Below are 20,993 nucleotides of genomic sequence, written 5' to 3'. Positions count from 1 at the left end.
TAAAAGCATGTGACACTTTTGTCACATGCTTGTGATATTCACGAAATCATTTCTTTTTGGGAAGCTCAAGGTAACGGTCGTTCCGGTCCCAAGCTCTGATTTTACATCAATGGAGATGAATAGGGACTCAGCAGCATTCTTGGTTAAATATAACCCCATGCCTGTTGCCGCATTGTCACGGTGATTTGTCGTGGATGTAAATCCTTTATCAAATATGCGGGATAAATCCTTTGGGTCGATGCCCCGTCCAGAATCCTTCACTTCAAGAATCGTTTGTTCAGCTTGTTCATGGCTATATATCGTGATATCTGAGTTTTCACTGTATTTGATGGAGTTGGTCAAGAGCTGCCTCATGATGAAGGCCAGCCATTTGGCATCACTAAGCACTTCGGTTACTTCTAAATGAATGTCAAAGCCAATCCCTTTTTGAATGCACCATGATTGCAGCGTTTTAATCTCATCAAAGATTATTGTTTCCAAATCGGTATTCTCAATATACAAATCATTTTCGATGAAAGGAATGCGCCTTTGATGGAGCTGCTGGTCAAGAAGAAGGTGAATGCGCAGCCACTCATAAGTCAAATGGGATTTCAGCATTTCATCATCCAAGCGGTCAATCATTAAGTGCATGGCCGTCAAGGGTGTTTTCACTTCATGAATCCAAGATAATAATTCATCCTTCTCCTGTTCTAAAGTCATTTGACCTTGTGAAGCAGACTGTTTCAAAAATTCGGTTTGATTCATGATGCTGTTTTCAATGATTCTTTCAAAAGGGCTGTCTGGATCGGCTATATTTGTTAAATCAAGATTGTCTTCCCGGTCTTCTAAACTTTTATAGAATTTCGTTTCTATTTTGTAACGGACAATTAAAAAGATACTGAACATAATCATCGATAAAAAGACAATATAGAGGATGGGCTTTAGTGGAATTGCCGTATCAATAAAAGCGACAAAGATGATAAAAAGATGAAGGAGTATATAGAAAATAATCCAACTGAATCTTTCCACTATATATTTTTTAATCATGTAATTGCCTCTTCAACAGCGATGTAGCCCTGTCCAACCTTCGTTTCGATAAAGCGCCCTAAGCCAAGTTCATCAAGTCTTTTCCGTAAACGGTTCACATTGACTGTAAGGGTGTTATCGCTTATGAAACGTTTGTCATCCCATAAGCTGTTGATTAATTCTTCCCGGCTTACGATCTTATTTTTCTGCTCAATGAGCTTTTTCAAGATGAAAATTTCATTTTTCGTCAATTCGATTGTGCCAGTCTCGGCCGATACCGTGTTCTTCTCGTAATCCACAGTTGCGCCGCACCAGGTTTTCAATTCGATCTTTTCGGTATTGTAATTATAGACACGGCGAAGGGTGGCCTGTATCTTTGCGATGAGTACATCGAAATGAAAGGGCTTTTGAATAAAGTCATCAGCTCCAAGCTGCATGGACATCACCATGTCGGTAGGATGATCACGTGAAGATAAAAAGATGATGGGAACATTGGAATGGGTCCGGATCATTCTGCACCAATGAAACCCATCAAACTTTGGCAATTGTATATCAATAATGACTAAATCAGGTTTTATGTCTGTGAATTCCTGAATCACTTTACTAAAATCACTAATCCCATAAATATCATAAGACCATTGCGCTAATCTATCTTTAATCTCGTTGAATAACGTCGTATCATCTTCTATTAATAAGAGTTTAAACAAATGATTCACCACACTTTTTCAGCTTTTCATTAAAATTATATAGTAAAACCTTTATGGGTTCTATAGAGTGGGAGCATTTTAGTACCAGCACTTGGGAAAAAACAATGAATGTATTGCCGATAAGGGTCTGTGGAACGAATCAAACGGATTGAGAAATACCGTGACATGGGCGACTATTAACGGTTGTATGGATAACACTAGTATATTAGAATGGACCATAACGAATGGAGGAAATGAAATTATGTCTGATTTTCCAAATTGCCCAAAATGTAATTCAGAATACACGTACGAAGATGGAAGTCTTTTTGTTTGTCCAGAATGTGCTCATGAGTGGACTTTAGAATTAGAAACTGAAAATAGTGATAAAAAAATTATCAAAGATGCAAATGGAAATGTCTTAAACGATGGTGATTCTGTAACAGTAATTAAAGACCTTAAAGTAAAAGGGAGTTCATCAGTCCTGAAAATAGGTACAAAAGTAAAAAGTATACGTTTGGTTGATGGAGATCATGATATAGATTGCAAAATTGACGGATTTGGAGCTATGAAATTAAAATCTGAATTTGTTAAAAAGGTATAAAAGCAGTTTTTTTTATGCAACTGAACCGAAAATGTTTTCTATTATCAATTCTGGTAGATATTCAAATTCTACCAGGATTTTTTTAGTTTCTGAAAAGTTTCACTATTGGAGGAATAGTTGTAAAAAAATAGATGGAGAGTTTTCATGGCAGTCTATACGGCAAACGAGGCGTGATTATTTACGGAAGATTCTATCATTCTTCTCAGTTATAAGGTCTAGCGGGCAATCTTGTACTCGGCATTTTACAGGGGCTTTATCTTAACTTTTTGTATTGAAAATGCAGGATGAAAAGAGGGTCGAAAAGTTCGTAATTTCCAAAATAAACAAAATCCAGATATATATTTAAACATTCATTGTTTTCCTGTAAAATAATTTTATATGGCAGAAACTCTGTCAAATTTCTTGTCAAATTATTTAGGAAGCTTGAGGGAAACGTAAATTATGGATTTTGAAAAAAATCTTGAGAAAAGTTGGAATAATCAACCAAACATAGGATTAAAAGCTTATTTAAAGAAAATGAAGGGCGAAACTAGAGATAAAGACAGAATTGATTATATTGATTCCTTTGTTTCAGCTATAGGTGGACTCATTGCTATTATTATCATTAGTTTTGTAGCTGTTTATTTAGGATATCCTATGGCATTAGCTCCTCTAGGTGCAAGCTGTGTAATTGTATTTGGTGCCCATAAAGGTATCTTGTCTCAACCTCGTAACGTTATTGGAGGACATTTAATTTCTACCACTTCAGCACTTATTATTTGGAGCATATTTGGTAAGAGTCTATTCATTATTGGTCTAGTATTAGCTATTGTATTATTAATAATGACTCTTACAAAAACTGTTCATCCTCCCGCAGCAGCAAGTGCCCTTGTTGCTGTTAATTCTCAAGCTGGATGGGGATTCCTTATTTCGATTGCAATAGGAACTATATTATTAGTTTTTATATCAATGATCTATAATAACTTATTTCAAGCAAGACAGTATCCAAAACACTGGTTATGAGACTAATAATGTATATAAACTGAGATAACTAATATGATTAGTTATCAGATGATGTTTATTAAAAATTGCTCTTTTAGCTTAATTATCTGGATTTTACTAGTCTCGCAAGTTTAAAAAAATGATACGGATAAAAATAAAAAGCCATTTCCATATGCTAAAGGTTGGGACCTTTAGCATATGGAAATGGCTTAACCCTGTTTGTCTGATAAATCATTCATAAATCACGTTTGAGATATACAATAGGATTAAAGAGGGTACTAATTTAAAAAAAGGAATTAATTAACAATATAAAGATGAGCAAGTACTTAATAAAGTATCTTGCTCACCAGGTTGTGAAATATAATAATCTTAATATACTTTGTCACCGTTAAAGATTGAATTTTTAACTACAACATAATCTACATTACGGATTGCTTCTAACTTGTTTCCTCCAGCATAAGAAATAGAGGACTGAAGATCTTGCTCCATTTCTTTCAATGTATCTTCTAAAGATCCTTTGTGCTCGACAAACATTTTTTTGCCTTCAACATTCTTCTTTTCACCTTTTTGGAATTCCGAAGCTGAACCAAAGTATTCTTTAAAGGCCTTTCCATCTTTCTCAATTGTTTCTCCTGGAGATTCTTCATGTCCAGCAAATAATGAACCAATCATAACCATAGAGGCACCGAATCTAATTGATTTAGCTATATCACCATGTGTGCGAATGCCTCCGTCAGCAATAATAGGTTTACTTGCTGCTTTTGCACACCAACGAAGTGCAGCTAATTGCCAGCCACCAGTTCCAAATCCAGTTTTAATTTTAGTGATACATACTTTCCCTGGTCCAATGCCTACTTTTGTAGCATCAGCACCAGCATGCTCTAATTCTCTTACTGCTTCTGGAGTTCCCACATTTCCTGCAATAACAAAAGTATCAGGTAAGTGTTTTTTAATATGCTGAATCATATTTATAACAGCAGTGGAATGACCATGTGCGATATCTATCGTAATGAATTCTGGTATAACATGTTCATTTGATAATTGTTGTATGAAACCATACTCTTCTTCTTTGACGCCCACACTAATAGATGCGATTAATTCACGTGAGTGCATATCTTTAATAAATGAGTGTCTCTTTTCTGGTTCGAAACGATGCATCACATAGAAGTAACCATTCTCCGCTAAGTAAATGGCAACCTTTTCGTCTATAATTGTTTGCATATTTGCAGGGACCACAGGTAACCTAAATGTATGTCTACCTAAGGTTACAGTTGTATCACACTCAGAACGGCTATTTACTATACATTTTGCAGGAATTAATTGAATATCTTCATAATCAAACACGTTTTCCATGATATGCACCTCTATATACGAATGTTTTTATATTTTTATATTAAAATTGTTCGCCCACTAGGTAATGTACATCATTTTTCTCAGTAAGTCAAAATTTTTAATAGTTATATTGTGTGTCACTTCAAAAAAGTTATGACAAATTGATAGACAGAGGGGTAACTTAAACGTATATCATCGTATTATTGACATAGAGGAAACTGGTATTTGGTCGTATATTGAATAGACAAAGAATCCAAAAAAAATTAGAATGTTAATACAGCTGATGAAGAGTCTAAGGTGACATTGCGATTGAAGGGATTACATAATATTGAATTTAAAATCTTGTATCTGTTTGGTATGCCTTTGCTCATGTAAGGATAATAATTCAATCCATTGATCCAATGATAGGTCCCCGAACATGGGATGTTTGGCTTTCTTTTTAGTTAAAACAATATCTTTATCCATTTCATAAAGAACCTGCAATAGTTGATCCCTTGATTCAGCCAGTAAATCTATAATTTTTGATAATTGAAAAGGTTTTTGTGATGGTAAAACGATGTCAGGAGATTTGAATTTTTTTTTCATATCAGAAATTAAGTAAATATTTTTTTGAATGATATTTTTGTAATCCTTATCCCGAATACCTCTGGCTATAGCTTCAGTAATTGCCTGTTCAGAAAGATATAAGTGATGGCAAATTTGGGCGATGCTCCATATATCAGGAACAGGTTTGTGATTTAGTGTCTTGTCCTCCAATTCTGTAATTTCCTCTATTAGCTGGTTTCTCGATTCGAATAATAAATCATACTCTATAAAATTCATACGAACCTCCCCCTTATATGACACCTCGTTTTTGAATGTATCACTCGAACACGTTTTTCATGATACGTACGACTGAATCCGAAAGGTATACTCATTTTATATTAAAAATCGTTCGTCTATTAGGTGGTTTCCCTGATTTATTCTAAGGGAGTCAAAATTTCAAAAAAGTGTTTTTTATCTATTAATAATCTTAACAGATTTGAAGCATTTTTAGAAAAAAATGGATAGATGGACAGAAGAGTGATTAAACATAAACCAACGTAAAATGAACATAGAGAAAACGGACATCTAATGTATAATAGGTGTATAAAAATTCATAAAACGATTGTTTTGATAGGATGATCTGAGAAAGAGCGTGTGAAAGATTCTAGAGGTGAGACGAAGAAAGGGGGCGATTTTAGAATAGGCCATGTTTTTGTGGCGCATCGTCTCTATAATTATGGTTTGAGGGAGGAAATCAGAACTGTATTAGATCTGTTCCTCCAGACTTTTTACTTTACTTTAAATATACTATCCATAAGTTTATAACAAGGGGAAGCTAGGGTTATACCTGCAAATGGCGCATTACTTTTTCAACTGAAATCTTAACTGGATTGAAACCTTTGGCATTCCATAATAATAGACCTTGGTTGAGGGATATATAGTAAATGGCCAGTTCCATCGGGTCACCATCTATAAAGATTCCATCACGCTGCCCGTTACTGATAATACGGGCTATCCCATTCATAGCTATGGTATATTTTTGGTTTAATTCTTGTTTAACTTCATCAGAGAGCGAATCAGATTGTTGGGCCTCAATAACAAGAATACGACGATCTTGTGCTTGTTCTGGTGATCCGGAAAATGTAAGCTCAGTGAACCATGCAAGTTGATCCCAGGGTGTGCCCTTTCTATTTTCGGCTTCCTTCACTGTTTCAATAAACTGGTCTAGTATGTTCATAATAAGAGACAAATAAATATTTTCTTTTGACTGGAAGTAATGGTAGAAAAGTCCATGACTTAATTTTACAGATGAAGTAATATCACTAATTTTAGTTGCTGCAAAACCCTTGCGTGCGAAAACCTTCAAGGCAGCTTTACTGATTTCTTCATAGCGTTGATCCCGTATTATTTTAAATTGTTCATCACTCTTAGGTGCCATCATTTCATTCCTCGCTTGCTGTATATTATTTCATTAATGTTGCATATTTAGATGTGTTTATAAGAAAAATCTGCAGATTGGTAAATGAATATAACTTCTCGTGATTCACTTTCTTTTCTTAATGAATACCGTATCATATAAGTTTAGCTTTTATAACAAAAAAAATCGAAGTTTTTTTTGCTTATTTATAGTATTTTCGAAAGCCTTATCATTTGTTAATTGGGTATAATTGGAAGGGTTAATTAGGAGTCTTCTTTTTTATTCTCAATCTTTCATCCCTAGTGAAAGAATAGTCATTCATACATTCTCATGATTACATTTTTTTGGTTGACTAACAAGTCAAATTTTTGATTGACTTGTTAGTCAACGTTATATATTATTGGTTCATGCTAATGTGCGTATTCACGATTCGTATGAAAAAAGTATGAATAAAAGATATATGCATAGAGAAGCAGATCAGTTCGCTAGAAAATACATGTAAAAAAGGGGATAGAAAAATGGGTAGACTACAAGGGAAAACCGCTATCATTACAGGGGCAGCTGGCGGCATTGGTAAAGGTATGGCGATGGCTTTTGTTAAAGAAGGAGCAAAAGTTGCAATCATTGATTTAAACGAAGAGCTTGGTAACCAAACTATAAAAGAATTACAAGAATATCAACCAGAATCCATTTTCATTCAGGCTAATCTTGCAGAGCATGACAAATTGGGTGCTATCGTAAAAGAAGTGGCTGATAAATTCGGGAAAATAGATATCTTGGTGAATAATGCACATGCATCAAGAATGGCTTCTATTGCTGATACAACACAAAAAGAATTGGATTTATCTTTTAATACAGGATTCTATCCAACATTCTACTTCATGCAAGCAGCATTGCCTTACTTAAAAGAAACACAAGGGAAAATCATTAACTTTGCATCTGGAGCTGGGATTAATGGAGATGCTAATCAAGGTTCATATGCGGCTGCAAAAGAAGCAATTCGTGGAATTACCCGTGTAGCGGCTAATGAATTTGGTCCATTTGGCATCAATGTAAACATCATTGCTCCAATTGCTAAATCACCTGGAATGCTTCAATGGGCAGAAGACCAACCTGAATATTATCAAAACATGCTTGCTAAAATTCCTTTAAGAAGACTTGGCGAACTTGAAAGTGATATCGGACGTACAGCCGTTTTCTTAGCAAGCGATGATTCTGATTATATTACTGGTCAAACAATCATGGTTGATGGTGGATCTATCAAATTACGTTAATGGATTGTTGATTTGGTAAGTGAATATATTACACAATAAAGATAATGACTAGTTAATAACCAGTAGTGTTATTTATAATCGATAACGCTACTGGCTTTTATTGCGGAAATTTTGGCATAAAACGAGAAGTAGGGGGACACACATCAATGAGTCAGAAGAAAAAAATTCACTATGCTTGGTGGATTTTAGCAGGCTTAGCTATTATGGTCGGTATTGCAAAAGGCGGTATTATGACTGCAGGTGGATTGTTTTTAACACCTGTTACAGAGGATTTAAGCATTGGAATGGGAAGCTTATCCTTGTACTTTAGTATTTCATCAATTGTCACCATGATTTTCCTTCCAATTGCAGGTAAAATGATGGCGAAATATGATATTAGAATGATATTAGTAATAGGAGTTATTTTACAAGCAGGATCATTTGCGATGTTTGGATTAATGAATTCTGTGTGGGGTTGGTACTTGTTCTGTATCCCTATGTCAATTGGTTCCATTTTTGTTTGCCAAATGGCTGGTCCAGTATTAATTAATAACTGGTTTAAAAAGCATAATGGCTTGGCAATGGGAATTATGGTAGCCTCAGGTGGCTTATTCGGAGCAATTCTTCAACCTATGGCGGGTAACTTAATTGATAGCCAAGGCTGGAGAAATACTTATATTATTTTAGGAGTATTAGTAATGGCGATCGTTATACCAATCGTACTCTTAACGATCAGAATGGCCCCACAACAAAAAGGCTTACAACCACTTGGAGTGGACGAAGTAAAAAGTGATGAAAAAACAATTCCTAAAGCAGTAACAAGTAAAGGAGTTACTGCAGTTGTAGCAAGAAAATCCTCTGCATTTTATGCATTACTTCTATTTTTCTTCTTTATCACGGCTATAGGAAGCTTTGGTCAACATGTTGCACCATTCGCAATGGGATTGGGCTATGATGTTACATTCGCAGGTAATGCAATGGGGGGCTGGTCGATTGGTGTGTTATTAGGAGCTTTATCCTTCGGAATATTATCTGATAAAATTGGTGCGAAAAATACAGCACTCTTTGCGATGATTTTAGGTTTAGTTCCAATTGGAATACTTTTAGCAATTCCAGAAAACTCTGCGATGTTTACGTTGGCAATTGCTATCTATGGGTTTGTAGTTGCATCTATCGGTACATTAGGACCGCTACTAACAACAGCTTTGTTTGGTAATAAAGAATACAGTGAAATCTATGCTTCTGCTGTGATTGGATTAGCAGTAGCGGGGATTGTCGCTTTACCAGGATACGGATATATCTTTGAATTTACAGGTAGCTATACATCAGTACTGGTTGCAATTGCTTTTATGTTGACTATCAATTTAGTATTGATTATCCTAGCATTCAAAGGTAAAAAGAAACTCGAAGAAGCTGGGCTTTGGAACTAATTACCTCTAAACTATAACACCGTTAATATTCCTTAAAGCAATGATAATAGAAAAGGCGGGAGATTAATTCTCTCGTCTTTTTTTGACTCTTAAATAAATATTTTCACTAGATAGATTTGAAAATAAAAGTATACTTTCATAATTTGAACAGGAAAAGTTGTGAATGAAATGGGGAACTTTTACACTAAAGATATACAATATTAAATTTGACGGGTGGATCTTGATGGCTAAAACAATAGTTGAAAAATTGAATTTACAAAAATATAAAAAGGTGGCAGTCTTGCATTTACCAGATGGTGCAGATTATTTAGCGGAGTTAGCGGAATATGATACAGAGCTTTCTAAAAGTACGTATGATCTTATATTTGCTTTTGTATTAGATATGGAGTCTTTAAAAGGAATCGTAAACAAGGTAATTGAAAAAAATTATCTGAATAAAAGCGGCTATATCTTTTTGGCTTATCCCAAGAAGGGGAATAAAGTGTATCCAACGTTTATTCATCGTGATGATTTATTAGCTGGGCTAGGTGCAGATGAAAATGGTTATATTGGTTCGAGTAACATTAAGTTTGCACGTATGGTTGGATTAGATGATGTCTTTACGGTTGTCGGTCTAAAAGAAGATTCCCGAAACAAGAATCAACCATCTTCCAAAGCAAGTCAATGTGTAGATGATTATATCGCGATGATTCAGGATATAGAGAAAGATTTGCAGGATTCTCCGGATTTACTTGCGTTCTATCAATCACTCACTCCAGGGTACCGTAAAGATTGGGCACGTTATGTGTATAGTGCAAAACAAGAAGCGACAAAAGTAAAACGACGTGAAGAAATGAAAATGATTCTTGGAGAGGGTTATAAGAGTCGGGATTTATATAGAAGAGATAAATAAGTGTATTACGATGCCTTCTACTTTTCTTCTTCTGTAGTTCATCATGCATGAGCTTAGCTAGAATCTGTAAACCTTACCATAAATAAAGAAAGCTCCAACCTGAAACAGAGAGACTAGTTCACTCTCTGTTTTTTGTCATGTTCACTCTATCAAAGGCATATACTAGACCAAATTAAAATTTCAAATCGTAATAATTATGATTTGTAAAGGTGGTTGAAAAATGCTTTTGAAACGATACACGGGCAATCTGCTGTTATTGATTCTGCTGTTTTTGCTACTTGCATTCTTTTTTCTAGGCGATGTGTTTATTCCAAAAGCACTTGATTTCTCAGCCTACCCGATGCTTCATTCGGTGTTGGTTATCTTTTTGGGGTTGTTTTTAGAATCGATTCCTTTTCTGTTCTTGGGTGCAATTGCATCTTCGTTTATCCAGTTGTTTGTTAGTGAAGAAATCATTCAGCGGATGATTCCAAAAAGACCTCTTACGGCTATTTTTGCTGCGATTGCGGCGGCACTGATTATCCCGGTTTGCGAGTGTGCAATCATACCGGTCGTGCGAAGGTTAATTGTGAAGGGTGTCCCGGTTCATGCAGGTGTTGTTTTACTCGTTACCGCCCCAATCTTAAATGTCATCGTGTTCGGCTCAACATATTATGCCTTTCAGAATAACCCGTCCATTCTATACGGAAGAATCATTCTCTGTGTTATTACGGCCGTTATTGTAGGTTTATTTATTTATATCTTCTGTAGTAAAGACGTGGTAAAAGAAGATAGGATAGAACTTGTTCATAAGCATGATCACGTTACTCCTGGGCCTAGTAAATGGACAAGCTTCATCGATCACACTTCACAGGAATTTTTTATGGTCGGCAGATACTTTATCATAGGCGCCTTGTTTGCCAGTGTATTTCAAGTTTTAATGGATCGGACTATTCTGGCCGATATCGGTCAGACACCGATTCAAGGAACAGCACTGATGATGGGAATAGCGTTTGTACTTTCGCTCTGTTCATCAGCAGATGCATTCGTTGCCGCTTCCTTTTCTCATAGTTTTCTACCGGGATCTATCCTTGGTTTCCTTGTATTTGGTCCAATGCTGGATTTGAAAAATGTTCTGATTATGCTGTCCTGTTTTAAACGGAGCTTTGTCGTCACATATGTACTGCTTGTTTTCGCAGTCGTCTTCAGTCTGTGTCTGCTCGCAGGTGTAATGATAAGTAAGGGGGGCTTCTAATGAAAAGTTTTTTTATCCAAAGACTTGAGGGACTGCTGCTACTTGGATTGGGTCTTATGATTTTTAAATTGTACGTTTCTGGTCATTTAACGAAATTAATTGCACCCAAAATGGTTCCATATGCGTTGGCTGCGCTTTTTGCTTTTTTAGGAATCAGTCTTCTGCGTATGAAAAAACAAAAACAGAGCCTGCATAATTGTGAGTGTGAATCCCATAGCGAGTCTTCACCGGCCATGAAAGTCCTGAAATATAGTTTGTTCTTCATTCCGATTATGCTTGGCTTCATTTTGACGGACTTTACATTGAGCGGAGAAGTGCTGGCAAAAAGAGGGATGGTTCAGCAACAGACTCCCTTAGTAAGTTCATACGATGCAGGGAAACACGTGAACAGTGAAAAGATTTCTGTCACAGATGACAATTACTTTGAAGTTTTGGATGATTTGCTGAACAACCTCGATACAATCGAGGGGAAGGAAATAGAGCTTTCCGGGTTTATTTATCGTGAAGATTCATTTAAAGAAAAACGAATGGCAATCGCCCGTCTCTCCATGTCCTGCTGTGTGGTCGACGCGACGTTATACGGCTATATGGTCAATGGAAATGTGAAAAATATGAAGACGAATGATTGGTACACCATTACAGGTACATTAAAAAAAGGGAGTTATAAAGGTGAAGCGGTACCGGTTATTGATTTAAAAGAGTCGAAGAAAATAAAGGCACCGGAAGAAGCTTATTTGTATGAAAATGTGGAGATTATTCAATAGATTGCTATGGGATATTGTTCCTTTTTATGGAGTGTGTTAAAATGCTTTGTAATTAGGGGTGGATAAAAATAGAAAAAGGAAAACCCTTTATGAATTCACAACTTCATCATCATACATAGTAGCTTTGCTATCCGATTGCTGAAAAATCGTGAATAGGAAAGCTATTTATCATGAACCGTATTTGATTAGAATAAATCGGCTGACATTCAGTTTGTTGAACCTAACTCTACTTCTTTAAAAGGTTCTAGAAGTAGTTATTAATTAGTGATGAAAATTATTGAAAGAAGGTACAATATTGAAACGAAATTCACTTATTATAGGAATAATAGTATTAATAATTATTTGTATAGGAGCATGGAGCTTGTTTAGAAAAAATACTACTGAAACAGATGCGATCTATCTAGACATTGCAAAATTAGAGGGTAACACTTTCACTACTAATGGAAATTTCACTGGAGGAGCCATGAAATATAGTGGCTATAAGTATAAAATAGATGGTGAAAACATGTATTTATATATAAATAACCGTCTATTGATTGGTGAATCCGGTGATTTTTTAATCAAAATTAGAGATGAGAATTTACAAAATGTAGAGAAAGTTTATTTACAAGGTCAAGATAAATCTGATTCATATCAAATTTGGCCGAATCAGGAAGACTAAACGTAACACTGCCAACACTCAAATTGAAGTGTTGGCAGTGTTTTTAATTTCTATTATCAAGCTGTTTACCTTAGTAGAAACTAGCATTATTGTTTACATAAACCTCTTTATCGGCATTGAACATGCAATCTCAAGTTGTTATCTTCCTAGATACACAATATCTGGATCATTCACTGACCCCAGATCTACATCCTCCATTCCGACTGTTGAAGGATAACACAATTCATGCTTGTGAAATTCCCTTGAAAAGATCATAGATAGGATCCTCAATTTTTGGACTGTTGAAAATCAACAGTCCAAAAAACACTAATTACGCACTCACAATAAAAATCACTGAAAGGATAAAATAAGTAAGTTTGATATCAAAAATCTTGGTGTTCCCATTACAAAATGATCAATCTTTTTTACTAAAGCATTCTTTTTGTTTATTTATCAGCGTATTAGAATTAAATTCCGATCAATAATATTCCAAAATTAAGACCCCTGTCAGCCCATCTGTTAAGAATTTAAGATATCGTGAATATGCTAGTGTTTGCCTAGTATATTATCAAAGGTAATATCAGTTTTCCCTAATGCTCTTTTCATTATTTTTTCATTCTTTCCAGAACTTCATCGCTTTTTTATTAGAGGTATAGATGGTCACATGTTTTAGTATTGCTAAGTGTTTATAAGATTCTCCTTCTTCCTTTACGAAGCTCTTCATGCTGTTTTTCAACACGATTTAATAGTTTATTAACTTCAAGAAAATCAATTTTTCTTTCGGTATATCTTCGCTGAATTTGAATTAAAGAAAAACACAATTCAATAAATTTTTTTACAGCGACAGCTCATCCCTGATAATAAACAGGGTGCAATTATACATAGATTAAAATCTATGTTTTTCGAACCAAATAAAGTTGGTTGATTGCTAAAGCAAAGTTGGAATAAAACGGACCAATCCCTCGGTAATTTACACTTTTCGTCATCAGCTGAATCAACGAAAACTAAGAGCTGTAGTAAGAAAAACTGACCCAACATAGTTGTGGTACTAGGCAAAGCCTAGTAATTTTATGGGTACAAACTATTTATTCAACTGGGTATACATGGGACTCAACTTTTAACCAAGTGGGCAGACTTGGGGTATTGTTCCTTTTTATGGAGTGTGTTAAAATACTTTGTAATTAGGGGTGGATGAAAATGGAAGAAGGAAAAACCTTTATGAATTCACAACTTCATCATCATACACAGTAGCTTTGCTATCCGATTGCTGAAAAATCGTGAATAGGAAAGCTATTTATCATGAACCGTATTTGATTAGTAAGTTAATCAGATGCGGTTTTTTTATTTTTTCTAACAAAAGGAGGAGTTTTAATGAAGAAGATGGCTTATCAAAATGTAAAAGGTACACAGGATTATTTACCACAAGATGAAGCAATTCGTAATCAGGTTAAAAGGACTTTAGAGGATGTTTTCCTTCTTTATGGCTGTCAGTCAATTGAAACACCAATTTTGAATTATACAGAATTACTTGCTTCGAAATATGGAGGAGGAGCGGAAATATTAAAAGAAATGTACACACTGACTGATCAGGGCAAACGGGAATTAGCCCTTCGTTATGACTTAACCATTCCTTTTGCAAAGGTCGTCGCAATGAACCCAGGAATAAGGAAGCCGTTTAAGCGGTATGAAATCGGAAAAGTGTTTCGTGATGGACCAATTAAGGCAGGGAGGTTTCATGAGTTCACCCAATGCGATGTTGATATAGTTGGCGTGGAATCACAGGCGGCGGAGGCAGAGCTAATGATGATGGCGATTGAGGCCTTTCAGAAGTTGGGTTTAGATGTGCGTATTCAATATAACAACCGGAAGCTATTAGCGGGCATGCTTGAAGTGCTGGGTGTCCCTAAGTCTGAAATAGCTGATGTGACACTAACTTTGGATAAACTTGAAAAAATATCGATAGAGGGTGTTTCACAAGAGTTAGAGAGAAAACAAGTGGCAGTTGAAACGATAAATGCAATTAGAAGTTGGCTAAAAATAGGGAAAACAATCGATTTGAATTTCTTCAAAGGCTTGGCGACAGATAATATTCTACTCCAAGAAGGAGTAAAGGAATTATCGGAGTTAAAAGGATTATTGAAATACTTACAACTTGAGGATATCTGCATCTTTAATCCATTTTTAGCTAGAGGACTTGAGATATACACTGGAACGGTATATGAAATTTTTCTTGCTGACGGCGAATTAAAGTCGAGTATTGGAAGTGGAGGAAGATATGACAATGCAATCGGCGGGCTTGCAGGTACAAATGATAAAGTCTCAACTGTAGGTATTTCTTTTGGTCTGGATGTGATTTTAACTGCTTTGAAAAGTACAAATCAAACAAAAAATGTTTCTAATCTTGACTACTATATTATTCCAATTGGTATGGAGAAAGAAGCATTAGGTGTGGCCAAAGAATACCGCCAAAAGGGATACAAAGTGGAAGTCGAATTAACTGGCAAAAAGATAAGTAAGGCATTGGATAGGGCGAACAAAGAAGGGATTCAGGCTGTCATGATAATTGGGGAAAATGAGGTGAACGAGAATATCATTAAATTAAAGGATTTGAAAACCGGGGAAGAGGCATCACTTCCGTTTATGTTTTGACAACTTACAATGACATGTTTCTCAGTTTTTTCATAGCATAATGGGAAAAGGAACAGGGAGGTTTTTATACATGTATGGGTACGAAACGTATGAAGATGATTGGAGTAGACAGCAGAATAAATTAGTCCGTCAGCTTGAAAAGGCGATAAATGGCGAGTACAGCGCCATCCAGTGTTACGAGAAATTAGCTGAATTAGCACCGGATGAGAAGCAGCGGAAGCGGATTATGGAAATTAGGGAAGATGAGGTCAAGCATTTTCAGAGATTTGCTCAGATTTATACCAGTTTGACGGGGGTGCAGCCACAGCCTAAAGTGACGGAATCGTGCCCTGAGTCCTATAGAGACGGGGTGGAATTTGCGTTCCAGGATGAGCAGGAAACCGTAGATTTTTATAGAGAAGTGGCAGATGGTGCGGCTGATCGATCCGTAATCAAGGCATTCAATCGTGCTGCCGCCGATGAGCAAAATCATGCCGTGTGGTTTTTATATTACTTAGTCGGCTTAAAAGGATGATTAATTCTTATGAGGGTCGAATTAATTGCGTGAGGGACGAATTATCCCTTTGAAGGTCGAATTATCCTTTTGAAGGTCGAATTATTTGCGTGAAGGACGAATTATCCTTCCCAACGGTCGAATTAATCCATTTACAGCTTATGCTGCAATCATACAAAAAAATAAGCTAGGAAAAATCCTAGCTTATTTATTAATTATGCTGCAAAATCCAACTCTGTAAAAGCGTCACTTTTTCGCAGACAACTTCTGGTTCATAATAGCAGGACTCTTTGACGCTTTTGGCGAAATCGTCAGTGAAATTATCCCGCATAAGAGTAGTCCAACACCAAACCAAGACATTAGAGTCAAGCTCTCTCCGATGAGGAATACGCCTAGAAGCGCGGCTGTCAGAGGCTCAGCGAGTGACAGGGAAACGGCTGTTGATGATGGAACAGATAAAAGCCCTTTATTAAAAAGTAAGTAGGCAACTGCGGTAGCGAGAAGACCAAGATGGAGGCTGACGGCCAACCCGTTTGTGGTTCCTATCCAGCTGATATCAAATATAAATAACATAGGTGCTAAAAGCAGGGCGCTGAAACAAAAGATGACCGCAGCGGTTGCTTCTGGAGGCTGTTTATCCAAAATCTTTTTACTTACCAGTGTGTATACTGTAAAGGAAGCCCCAGCACCAAGCGCAAGCAAGGCACCTACAGGATCAATGGTAACAGAACCTTGATTGGAAAAAAGAAGCAAACATCCGGCAATTGATAAACCTGTTGCCATCCACCATCTCGGGGATGGACGTTTTTTACCAAATAGCCATTCAAGGAAGCCGGCGATAATAGGGGCGCTGCTAAGTGTAATAATGGTTCCGATGGCGATTCCGGTCATGCTGACAGCTGTGAAAAATAGTGGTTGATAACAGGCCATACCTAGCGTCGCCAAAATGGTTTCTTTTATTGGCCAATTGTGTAGAGTTATTTTTTTTTGCCAGATTGCAATGACCAATAAGGCAGTACCACCAACAGCCAGGCGGACGGAACCAATCGCAATTGGGTGGGCGCCATCAGGGGCGAAAGATTGAGCTGTTCCGGTTGTTCCCCAAAGCATAGCGCCAAGTATGACGAGTAAATATGGGTATTTACCATTCATGAACGTTCTCCTGTCATTAAAGATTTAAAATTCAGACTATAAAAGTATATCAATAATGCTCTCTTTATCAAATAGGCTGGGGTCATTTGTTCGGAAGAACGGAACATAGTATAATGGCCTTACATATATCATGTGAAAAGTGGAGATAGGATTTGTAAGGGGGGATAAGCATGTCTTCAGGTAATCGAAATAATCAAATTGGGCCGCCGCGATTTGCTATTGCCATTCACTCACTGGTTTGGCTTGCTCAAAGCGGGAAGCTTTTGACGAGTTCAGCGATAGCTTCGAAGGTGAATTCACATGCGACGTTTTTACGCCGAGTGATGGCTCAGCTTGCTGTTGCAGGGATTGTCGAAACAAAGGAAGGGCGCGATGGTGGATATAGTTTGAAAGTGCCTGCCTCTCAGCTGACTTTAGCGGATGTGTATCAAGCCGTACGCCCAGAATGTCTTGTTTGTATGGAAACGAGTGAATGCGGCGAAGTTGGGAAGCAGTTGGATACGGCTTTGGAAGAAATCATGAATGAAGCAGAACAGGAAACATTGCGCCTATTAAAGGGGTATACGTTAGAAGAGTTTATGAAAAAAGTCGACTTTGCCAATTTTGAAAAAGAGTGTCTAGGGTAATATCCTTGCAAGAGGATACCCAAGATTATATAATGTGCTTAATGTGATTGCATTAAATGAAGGGGGTTTTTACATGAAGGTAGAAATTTGGTCGGATTATCAATGTCCGTTTTGTTATATAGGAAAGCGTCGGTTCGAGGAGGCCTTGAGCCAATTTGAAAATAAAAATCAGGTAGAGGTTTCGTTTCGCAGTTTTGAGTTGAACCCGGAGGCTGAACGTGATATTAAGATGACCTCGAATGAAATGCTTGCGAAGAAATATGGCATGTCGCAAGCGGAAGTAGAAGCGAGCAGCCAAAATCTGACCCAACAGGCTAAAGAATTGGGACTCGATTATCATTTTGACAAGGTGGTCTTAACGAATTCGTTTGATGCTCACCGCTTGATGCATTTTGCTGAATCAAAAGGTAAAGATAATGAAATGAATGAACGCCTTTTTAAAGCATACTTTACGGAAGGCAAACATATTGGTGATCATGCTACATTGGCTAGTTTGGCTGAAGAGGCCGGCCTTGAAAAGTCTGAGGCAGAAACCATGCTAGCAGGCACTGCATTCACGGCGGAGGTTAGAGGGAACGAGCAAGAAGGAAGCCTGCTTGGAATTACAGGTGTCCCATTCTTCGTCATTAATCGCAAGTATGGCATCTCAGGAGCTCAGCCAACAGAGGCGTTCCTGGATACGCTGAAAAAGGTATGGGCTGAGGAAAATCCGCTTCAAATGGTGAATGATCCAGCAACAGGTGAAGCTTGTACGGACGGTTCTTGTAACGTACCGGAAAAATAAAGCAGATATGAAAACGGAGACCCGAAATCAGGGTCTCTTTTTTACTTCTTTCAAAATGAATGTTAAGACCTTGGACTGATAGGATTGTGTATCTAATTATGGAAAGATAATGAAGAGTCTTTTGTTTTCTATAGTTTCATAGACTGAAAATTTGTATAATAGGTGAGATAGCTAAGAGGTTTCAAAATTGAATATACATATGGAGGGTTATGAATGAGTAAGCTTAACGGCAGAACCATTGCTCTATTGGGAGCGAGGAAAACAGAAGAAATAAGTAAAATTGTTCATAATCTTGGGGGTGTACCGCTAGTTCGTCCAGCACAGGGGACGGTCTTCCTTGATGATTCTCATCTAGAGGAGGATGTCACCCGTTTAATTGCAGGAGAGTATGATTGGATCATTCTCACGACTGGAGTGGGAACGGAACTTCTATATAAAACCGCTGTGAAGATGGAAGCAGAGGCTCGTTTTATAGAAGCTTTGCAGTCTATGAAAATTGCAGCTCGTGGTTATAAAACGGCGAATATGCTGAAAAAACTAGGCCTGCAGCCATTAATCCGTGACGATGATGGCAGTACGGCAGGGCTCGTTCGCAATCTAGAGGGCCATTTGTTTGGAGATGTAAAGGTCGCATTGCAACTGCACGGGGACCCGGCACCTCTTTTAATGAATTGGTTGGATGAACAAAAGGTAGAGCATAAAGAAATTCTTCCATACGAACATATTCCGCCGGAAACAGAAACGATGCAGCAGCTGATCGAAGAAATTCTTGGAGGGAAAATAGATTCTGTCGTGTTCACGAGCGCACCGCAGCCTCGTAATTTGATGAAATTTGCCCGTGAACAAGGTGTGGAAGATAAAATAATCGACTGGTTTAAATCCGATGTGATTGCTCTTGCAGTTGGAAAAGTAACGGCGCAGGTCGTAATCGATGAAGGAATCAAGCGGGTCATTTATCCAGAAGATCAAAGAATGGGTAGTGCATTAATCGAACTGGTGAAATATTATCATGCCATTTCAAGTAAGTAAGAAGATAGAGGTGAAGTGATGACCAAGGCCAAGGGGAAAGTCTATTTTGTGGGGGCAGGTCCAGGCGATGAAGGTCTGATTACCGTCAAAGGGCAAAGAGCGATTGAAAAAGCGGATGTGATTTTATATGACCGGTTGCTCAATCCGAAGCTTTTGGAAGCTGCTCCTCCTCATTGTGAATTGATGTATTGTGGAAAGACGCCTTATACAAAGGGCATTAGGCAAGAGATAATCAATGAGCTGCTCGTTTCCAAAGCGCTGGCAGGACACAATGTCGTCCGTTTGAAAGGCGGCGATCCTGCCGTTTTTGGAAGAGTTGGGGAGGAAGCGGAATCGTTGAAAGAAAAAGACATTCCATTTGAAATCATTCCAGGAGTTACGTCGAGCATTGCCGCTTCCATGTATGCAGGAGTCCCCGTGACCCATCGGGATTATGGACGTTCCTTTGCGATGGTGACAGGCCATGAACGTACCAAACAGGAAATAGATTGGACTGGGCTTGTACATAGTGTAGATACCGTTGCATTTTATATGGGAGTAGCCAATCTTCCGAATATCTGTGAAAACTTGATCAGTCATGGAAAATCAAAGAACACGCCGGTACTCGTCATTCAATGGGGCACCTATGGAAGACAAGAAACGGTGGAGGGGACCCTGGCCAATATAGTGGAAATGGTAAGTGAAAAGTCGCTTCAGAACCCGGCTATCACCTTGGTCGGGGATATCATTTTACTAAGAAAAAGGCTGCAATGGTTTGAAAAGAAACCACTATATGGGCAGCAGTTTTTAGTAGCTAGAACGGGAACGACAAAAAGTTCCTTGGCGGAGAACCTTTATGAACTTGGGGGCGATGTCATCGAGTTTCCTAAATGGATTACGACAAAAGTAAAAGCTAAAAAAAGTCAGCTGCTATCTTTCCTTTTGTATGATCGGATGCTCTTTACCTCCCCAGAGAGTGTTCATGGGTTTTTAGATTTACTCACAGAGTATGCTATAGACTTCCGCCAAATTTCGGCCAAGCTTTATGTGGTATCGAGGAAATCGAAGAAAGTCTTACAGCAACGCGGGTTAATTGCAGCTCTCAAATCAGAGATGACGGAAGACGGAACTCTGCTGATTATAGGAGATCGGAAAAAGGAACACTTGGATCCAAATTATGGGGACGAGGACTATTTTCAATCTATCGAAAAATATGTGGATGAAAGATTTCTTGAAATTCTTCCGAGAATGCTAGAAGAAAATGCTGTTGATACGGTTCTTTTTTCTAATCAGCATTCAGTGGATATGCTGATGGATTATGGGGACAAGGCAGGCGTTGATGTTAGCGGGATGTTAACTCAAGCTACCATCGGGGTAATCGGGAAAAGTACCGGCAGGATACTTAAAGACTTTGGGTTTACGCCGGATATAATGCCGCATGAACCGTCTGTCGAGCAATTGGTGGCTTTGATTGTGAATAGGAATGTTTTTAGGCTCTGATACAGAGCCTTTTTTCCATTT

General features: G+C 37.6%; 20 protein-coding genes. 14 read left to right on the top strand and 6 right to left on the bottom strand.

The window, feature by feature from the left end:
- Positions 1 to 21 precede the first annotated feature (21 nt).
- Positions 22 to 1,026, bottom strand: a complete 1,005-nt coding sequence (locus tag RE409_RS21365; RefSeq protein ID WP_201186280.1) for a sensor histidine kinase — start codon at positions 1,024 to 1,026, stop codon at positions 22 to 24.
- Entirely contained in the window at positions 1,023 to 1,712 is a 690-nt protein-coding gene (locus RE409_RS21360) for a response regulator transcription factor (RefSeq protein ID WP_201250543.1), read from the bottom strand. The genes RE409_RS21365 and RE409_RS21360 overlap by 4 nt, the downstream gene beginning before the upstream one ends.
- A gap of 241 nt (positions 1,713 to 1,953) precedes the next feature.
- Between RE409_RS21360 and RE409_RS21355 the strand changes: the two genes are divergently transcribed.
- Together RE409_RS21355 and RE409_RS21350 are read left to right on the top strand one after the other, a co-directional pair.
- Positions 1,954 to 2,292 (top strand): zinc ribbon domain-containing protein YjdM, encoded by a 339-nt coding sequence (locus RE409_RS21355; protein WP_053347377.1) that lies wholly within the window; start codon positions 1,954 to 1,956, stop codon positions 2,290 to 2,292.
- A 441-nt stretch (positions 2,293 to 2,733) separates the two neighbouring features.
- The gene (locus RE409_RS21350) at positions 2,734 to 3,294 is read left to right on the top strand and encodes an HPP family protein (protein ID WP_201186277.1); all 561 of its coding nucleotides are present in this window, start codon (positions 2,734 to 2,736) and stop codon (positions 3,292 to 3,294) included.
- A gap of 348 nt (positions 3,295 to 3,642) precedes the next feature.
- On the opposite strand, the gene guaC is transcribed toward RE409_RS21350, so the two are convergent.
- The 3 genes from guaC to RE409_RS21335 all read right to left on the bottom strand — a co-directional run bounded on the left by guaC (position 3,643) and on the right by RE409_RS21335 (position 6,568).
- Complete coding sequence (guaC, locus tag RE409_RS21345) at positions 3,643 to 4,626, bottom strand: GMP reductase (RefSeq protein ID WP_053347375.1); 984 nt, start codon at positions 4,624 to 4,626, stop codon at positions 3,643 to 3,645.
- A 297-nt stretch (positions 4,627 to 4,923) separates the two neighbouring features.
- Positions 4,924 to 5,427 carry a DinB family protein gene (locus tag RE409_RS21340; protein WP_201186276.1) on the bottom strand — a complete coding sequence of 168 codons (504 nt, stop codon included), beginning with the start codon at positions 5,425 to 5,427 and terminating at the stop codon, positions 4,924 to 4,926.
- Between the two features lie 544 nt (positions 5,428 to 5,971).
- Positions 5,972 to 6,568 (bottom strand): TetR/AcrR family transcriptional regulator, encoded by a 597-nt coding sequence (locus RE409_RS21335; protein WP_056529566.1) that lies wholly within the window; start codon positions 6,566 to 6,568, stop codon positions 5,972 to 5,974.
- 497 nt (positions 6,569 to 7,065) lie between these two features.
- Between RE409_RS21335 and RE409_RS21330 the strand changes: the two genes are divergently transcribed.
- From RE409_RS21330 to RE409_RS21295, 8 genes are all read left to right on the top strand, one after another.
- Positions 7,066 to 7,821: an SDR family NAD(P)-dependent oxidoreductase gene (locus tag RE409_RS21330; RefSeq protein ID WP_053347372.1), complete on the top strand. Its 756-nt coding sequence runs from the start codon at positions 7,066 to 7,068 to the stop codon at positions 7,819 to 7,821.
- A gap of 146 nt (positions 7,822 to 7,967) precedes the next feature.
- Positions 7,968 to 9,230: an MFS transporter gene (locus tag RE409_RS21325; RefSeq protein ID WP_201186275.1), complete on the top strand. Its 1,263-nt coding sequence runs from the start codon at positions 7,968 to 7,970 to the stop codon at positions 9,228 to 9,230.
- A gap of 223 nt (positions 9,231 to 9,453) precedes the next feature.
- A complete protein-coding gene (locus RE409_RS21320) occupies positions 9,454 to 10,122 on the top strand; it encodes a YdeI/OmpD-associated family protein (RefSeq protein ID WP_201250545.1) in 669 nt (222 codons plus the stop codon).
- A gap of 220 nt (positions 10,123 to 10,342) precedes the next feature.
- Positions 10,343 to 11,356 (top strand): permease, encoded by a 1,014-nt coding sequence (locus RE409_RS21315; RefSeq protein WP_201250546.1) that lies wholly within the window; start codon positions 10,343 to 10,345, stop codon positions 11,354 to 11,356.
- On the top strand, positions 11,356 to 12,120 hold the full coding sequence (locus RE409_RS21310; protein WP_201250547.1) for a TIGR03943 family putative permease subunit: 765 nt from the start codon (positions 11,356 to 11,358) through the stop codon (positions 12,118 to 12,120). The genes RE409_RS21315 and RE409_RS21310 overlap by 1 nt, the downstream gene beginning before the upstream one ends.
- A gap of 295 nt (positions 12,121 to 12,415) precedes the next feature.
- Entirely contained in the window at positions 12,416 to 12,781 is a 366-nt protein-coding gene (locus RE409_RS21305; RefSeq protein WP_309558022.1) for a hypothetical protein, read from the top strand.
- A gap of 1,350 nt (positions 12,782 to 14,131) precedes the next feature.
- Positions 14,132 to 15,409, top strand: coding sequence for a histidine--tRNA ligase (locus RE409_RS21300; RefSeq protein ID WP_309558021.1), 1,278 nt, complete (start codon positions 14,132 to 14,134; stop codon positions 15,407 to 15,409).
- Between the two features lie 70 nt (positions 15,410 to 15,479).
- On the top strand, positions 15,480 to 15,923 hold the full coding sequence (locus tag RE409_RS21295; protein ID WP_201223351.1) for a ferritin-like domain-containing protein: 444 nt from the start codon (positions 15,480 to 15,482) through the stop codon (positions 15,921 to 15,923).
- A 225-nt stretch (positions 15,924 to 16,148) separates the two neighbouring features.
- Here the strand turns inward: RE409_RS21295 and RE409_RS21290 are convergent, their stop codons facing one another.
- Positions 16,149 to 17,054: an EamA family transporter gene (locus RE409_RS21290; protein ID WP_201223352.1), complete on the bottom strand. Its 906-nt coding sequence runs from the start codon at positions 17,052 to 17,054 to the stop codon at positions 16,149 to 16,151.
- Positions 17,055 to 17,224: 170 nt separating this feature from the next.
- Between RE409_RS21290 and RE409_RS21285 the strand changes: the two genes are divergently transcribed.
- The 4 genes from RE409_RS21285 (at position 17,225) to cobA (ending at position 20,972) form a co-directional block, all read left to right on the top strand.
- On the top strand, positions 17,225 to 17,680 hold the full coding sequence (locus tag RE409_RS21285; RefSeq protein WP_201186266.1) for an RrF2 family transcriptional regulator: 456 nt from the start codon (positions 17,225 to 17,227) through the stop codon (positions 17,678 to 17,680).
- A 73-nt stretch (positions 17,681 to 17,753) separates the two neighbouring features.
- Complete coding sequence (locus RE409_RS21280; protein WP_201250550.1) at positions 17,754 to 18,464, top strand: DsbA family oxidoreductase; 711 nt, start codon at positions 17,754 to 17,756, stop codon at positions 18,462 to 18,464.
- Between the two features lie 213 nt (positions 18,465 to 18,677).
- Positions 18,678 to 19,493, top strand: a complete 816-nt coding sequence (locus tag RE409_RS21275) for a uroporphyrinogen-III synthase (protein ID WP_201186262.1) — start codon at positions 18,678 to 18,680, stop codon at positions 19,491 to 19,493.
- Positions 19,494 to 19,511: 18 nt separating this feature from the next.
- The gene (cobA, locus tag RE409_RS21270) at positions 19,512 to 20,972 is read left to right on the top strand and encodes a uroporphyrinogen-III C-methyltransferase (RefSeq protein ID WP_201253840.1); all 1,461 of its coding nucleotides are present in this window, start codon (positions 19,512 to 19,514) and stop codon (positions 20,970 to 20,972) included.
- Positions 20,973 to 20,993 lie beyond the last annotated feature (21 nt).

This window comes from Peribacillus sp. R9-11, from assembly GCF_031345095.1.
GTDB lineage: Bacteria > Bacillota > Bacilli > Bacillales > DSM-1321 > Peribacillus > Peribacillus butanolivorans.
The sequence above is the reverse complement of the archived record's forward strand: the minus strand, read 5'-3'. Positions and strand labels throughout refer to the sequence as shown.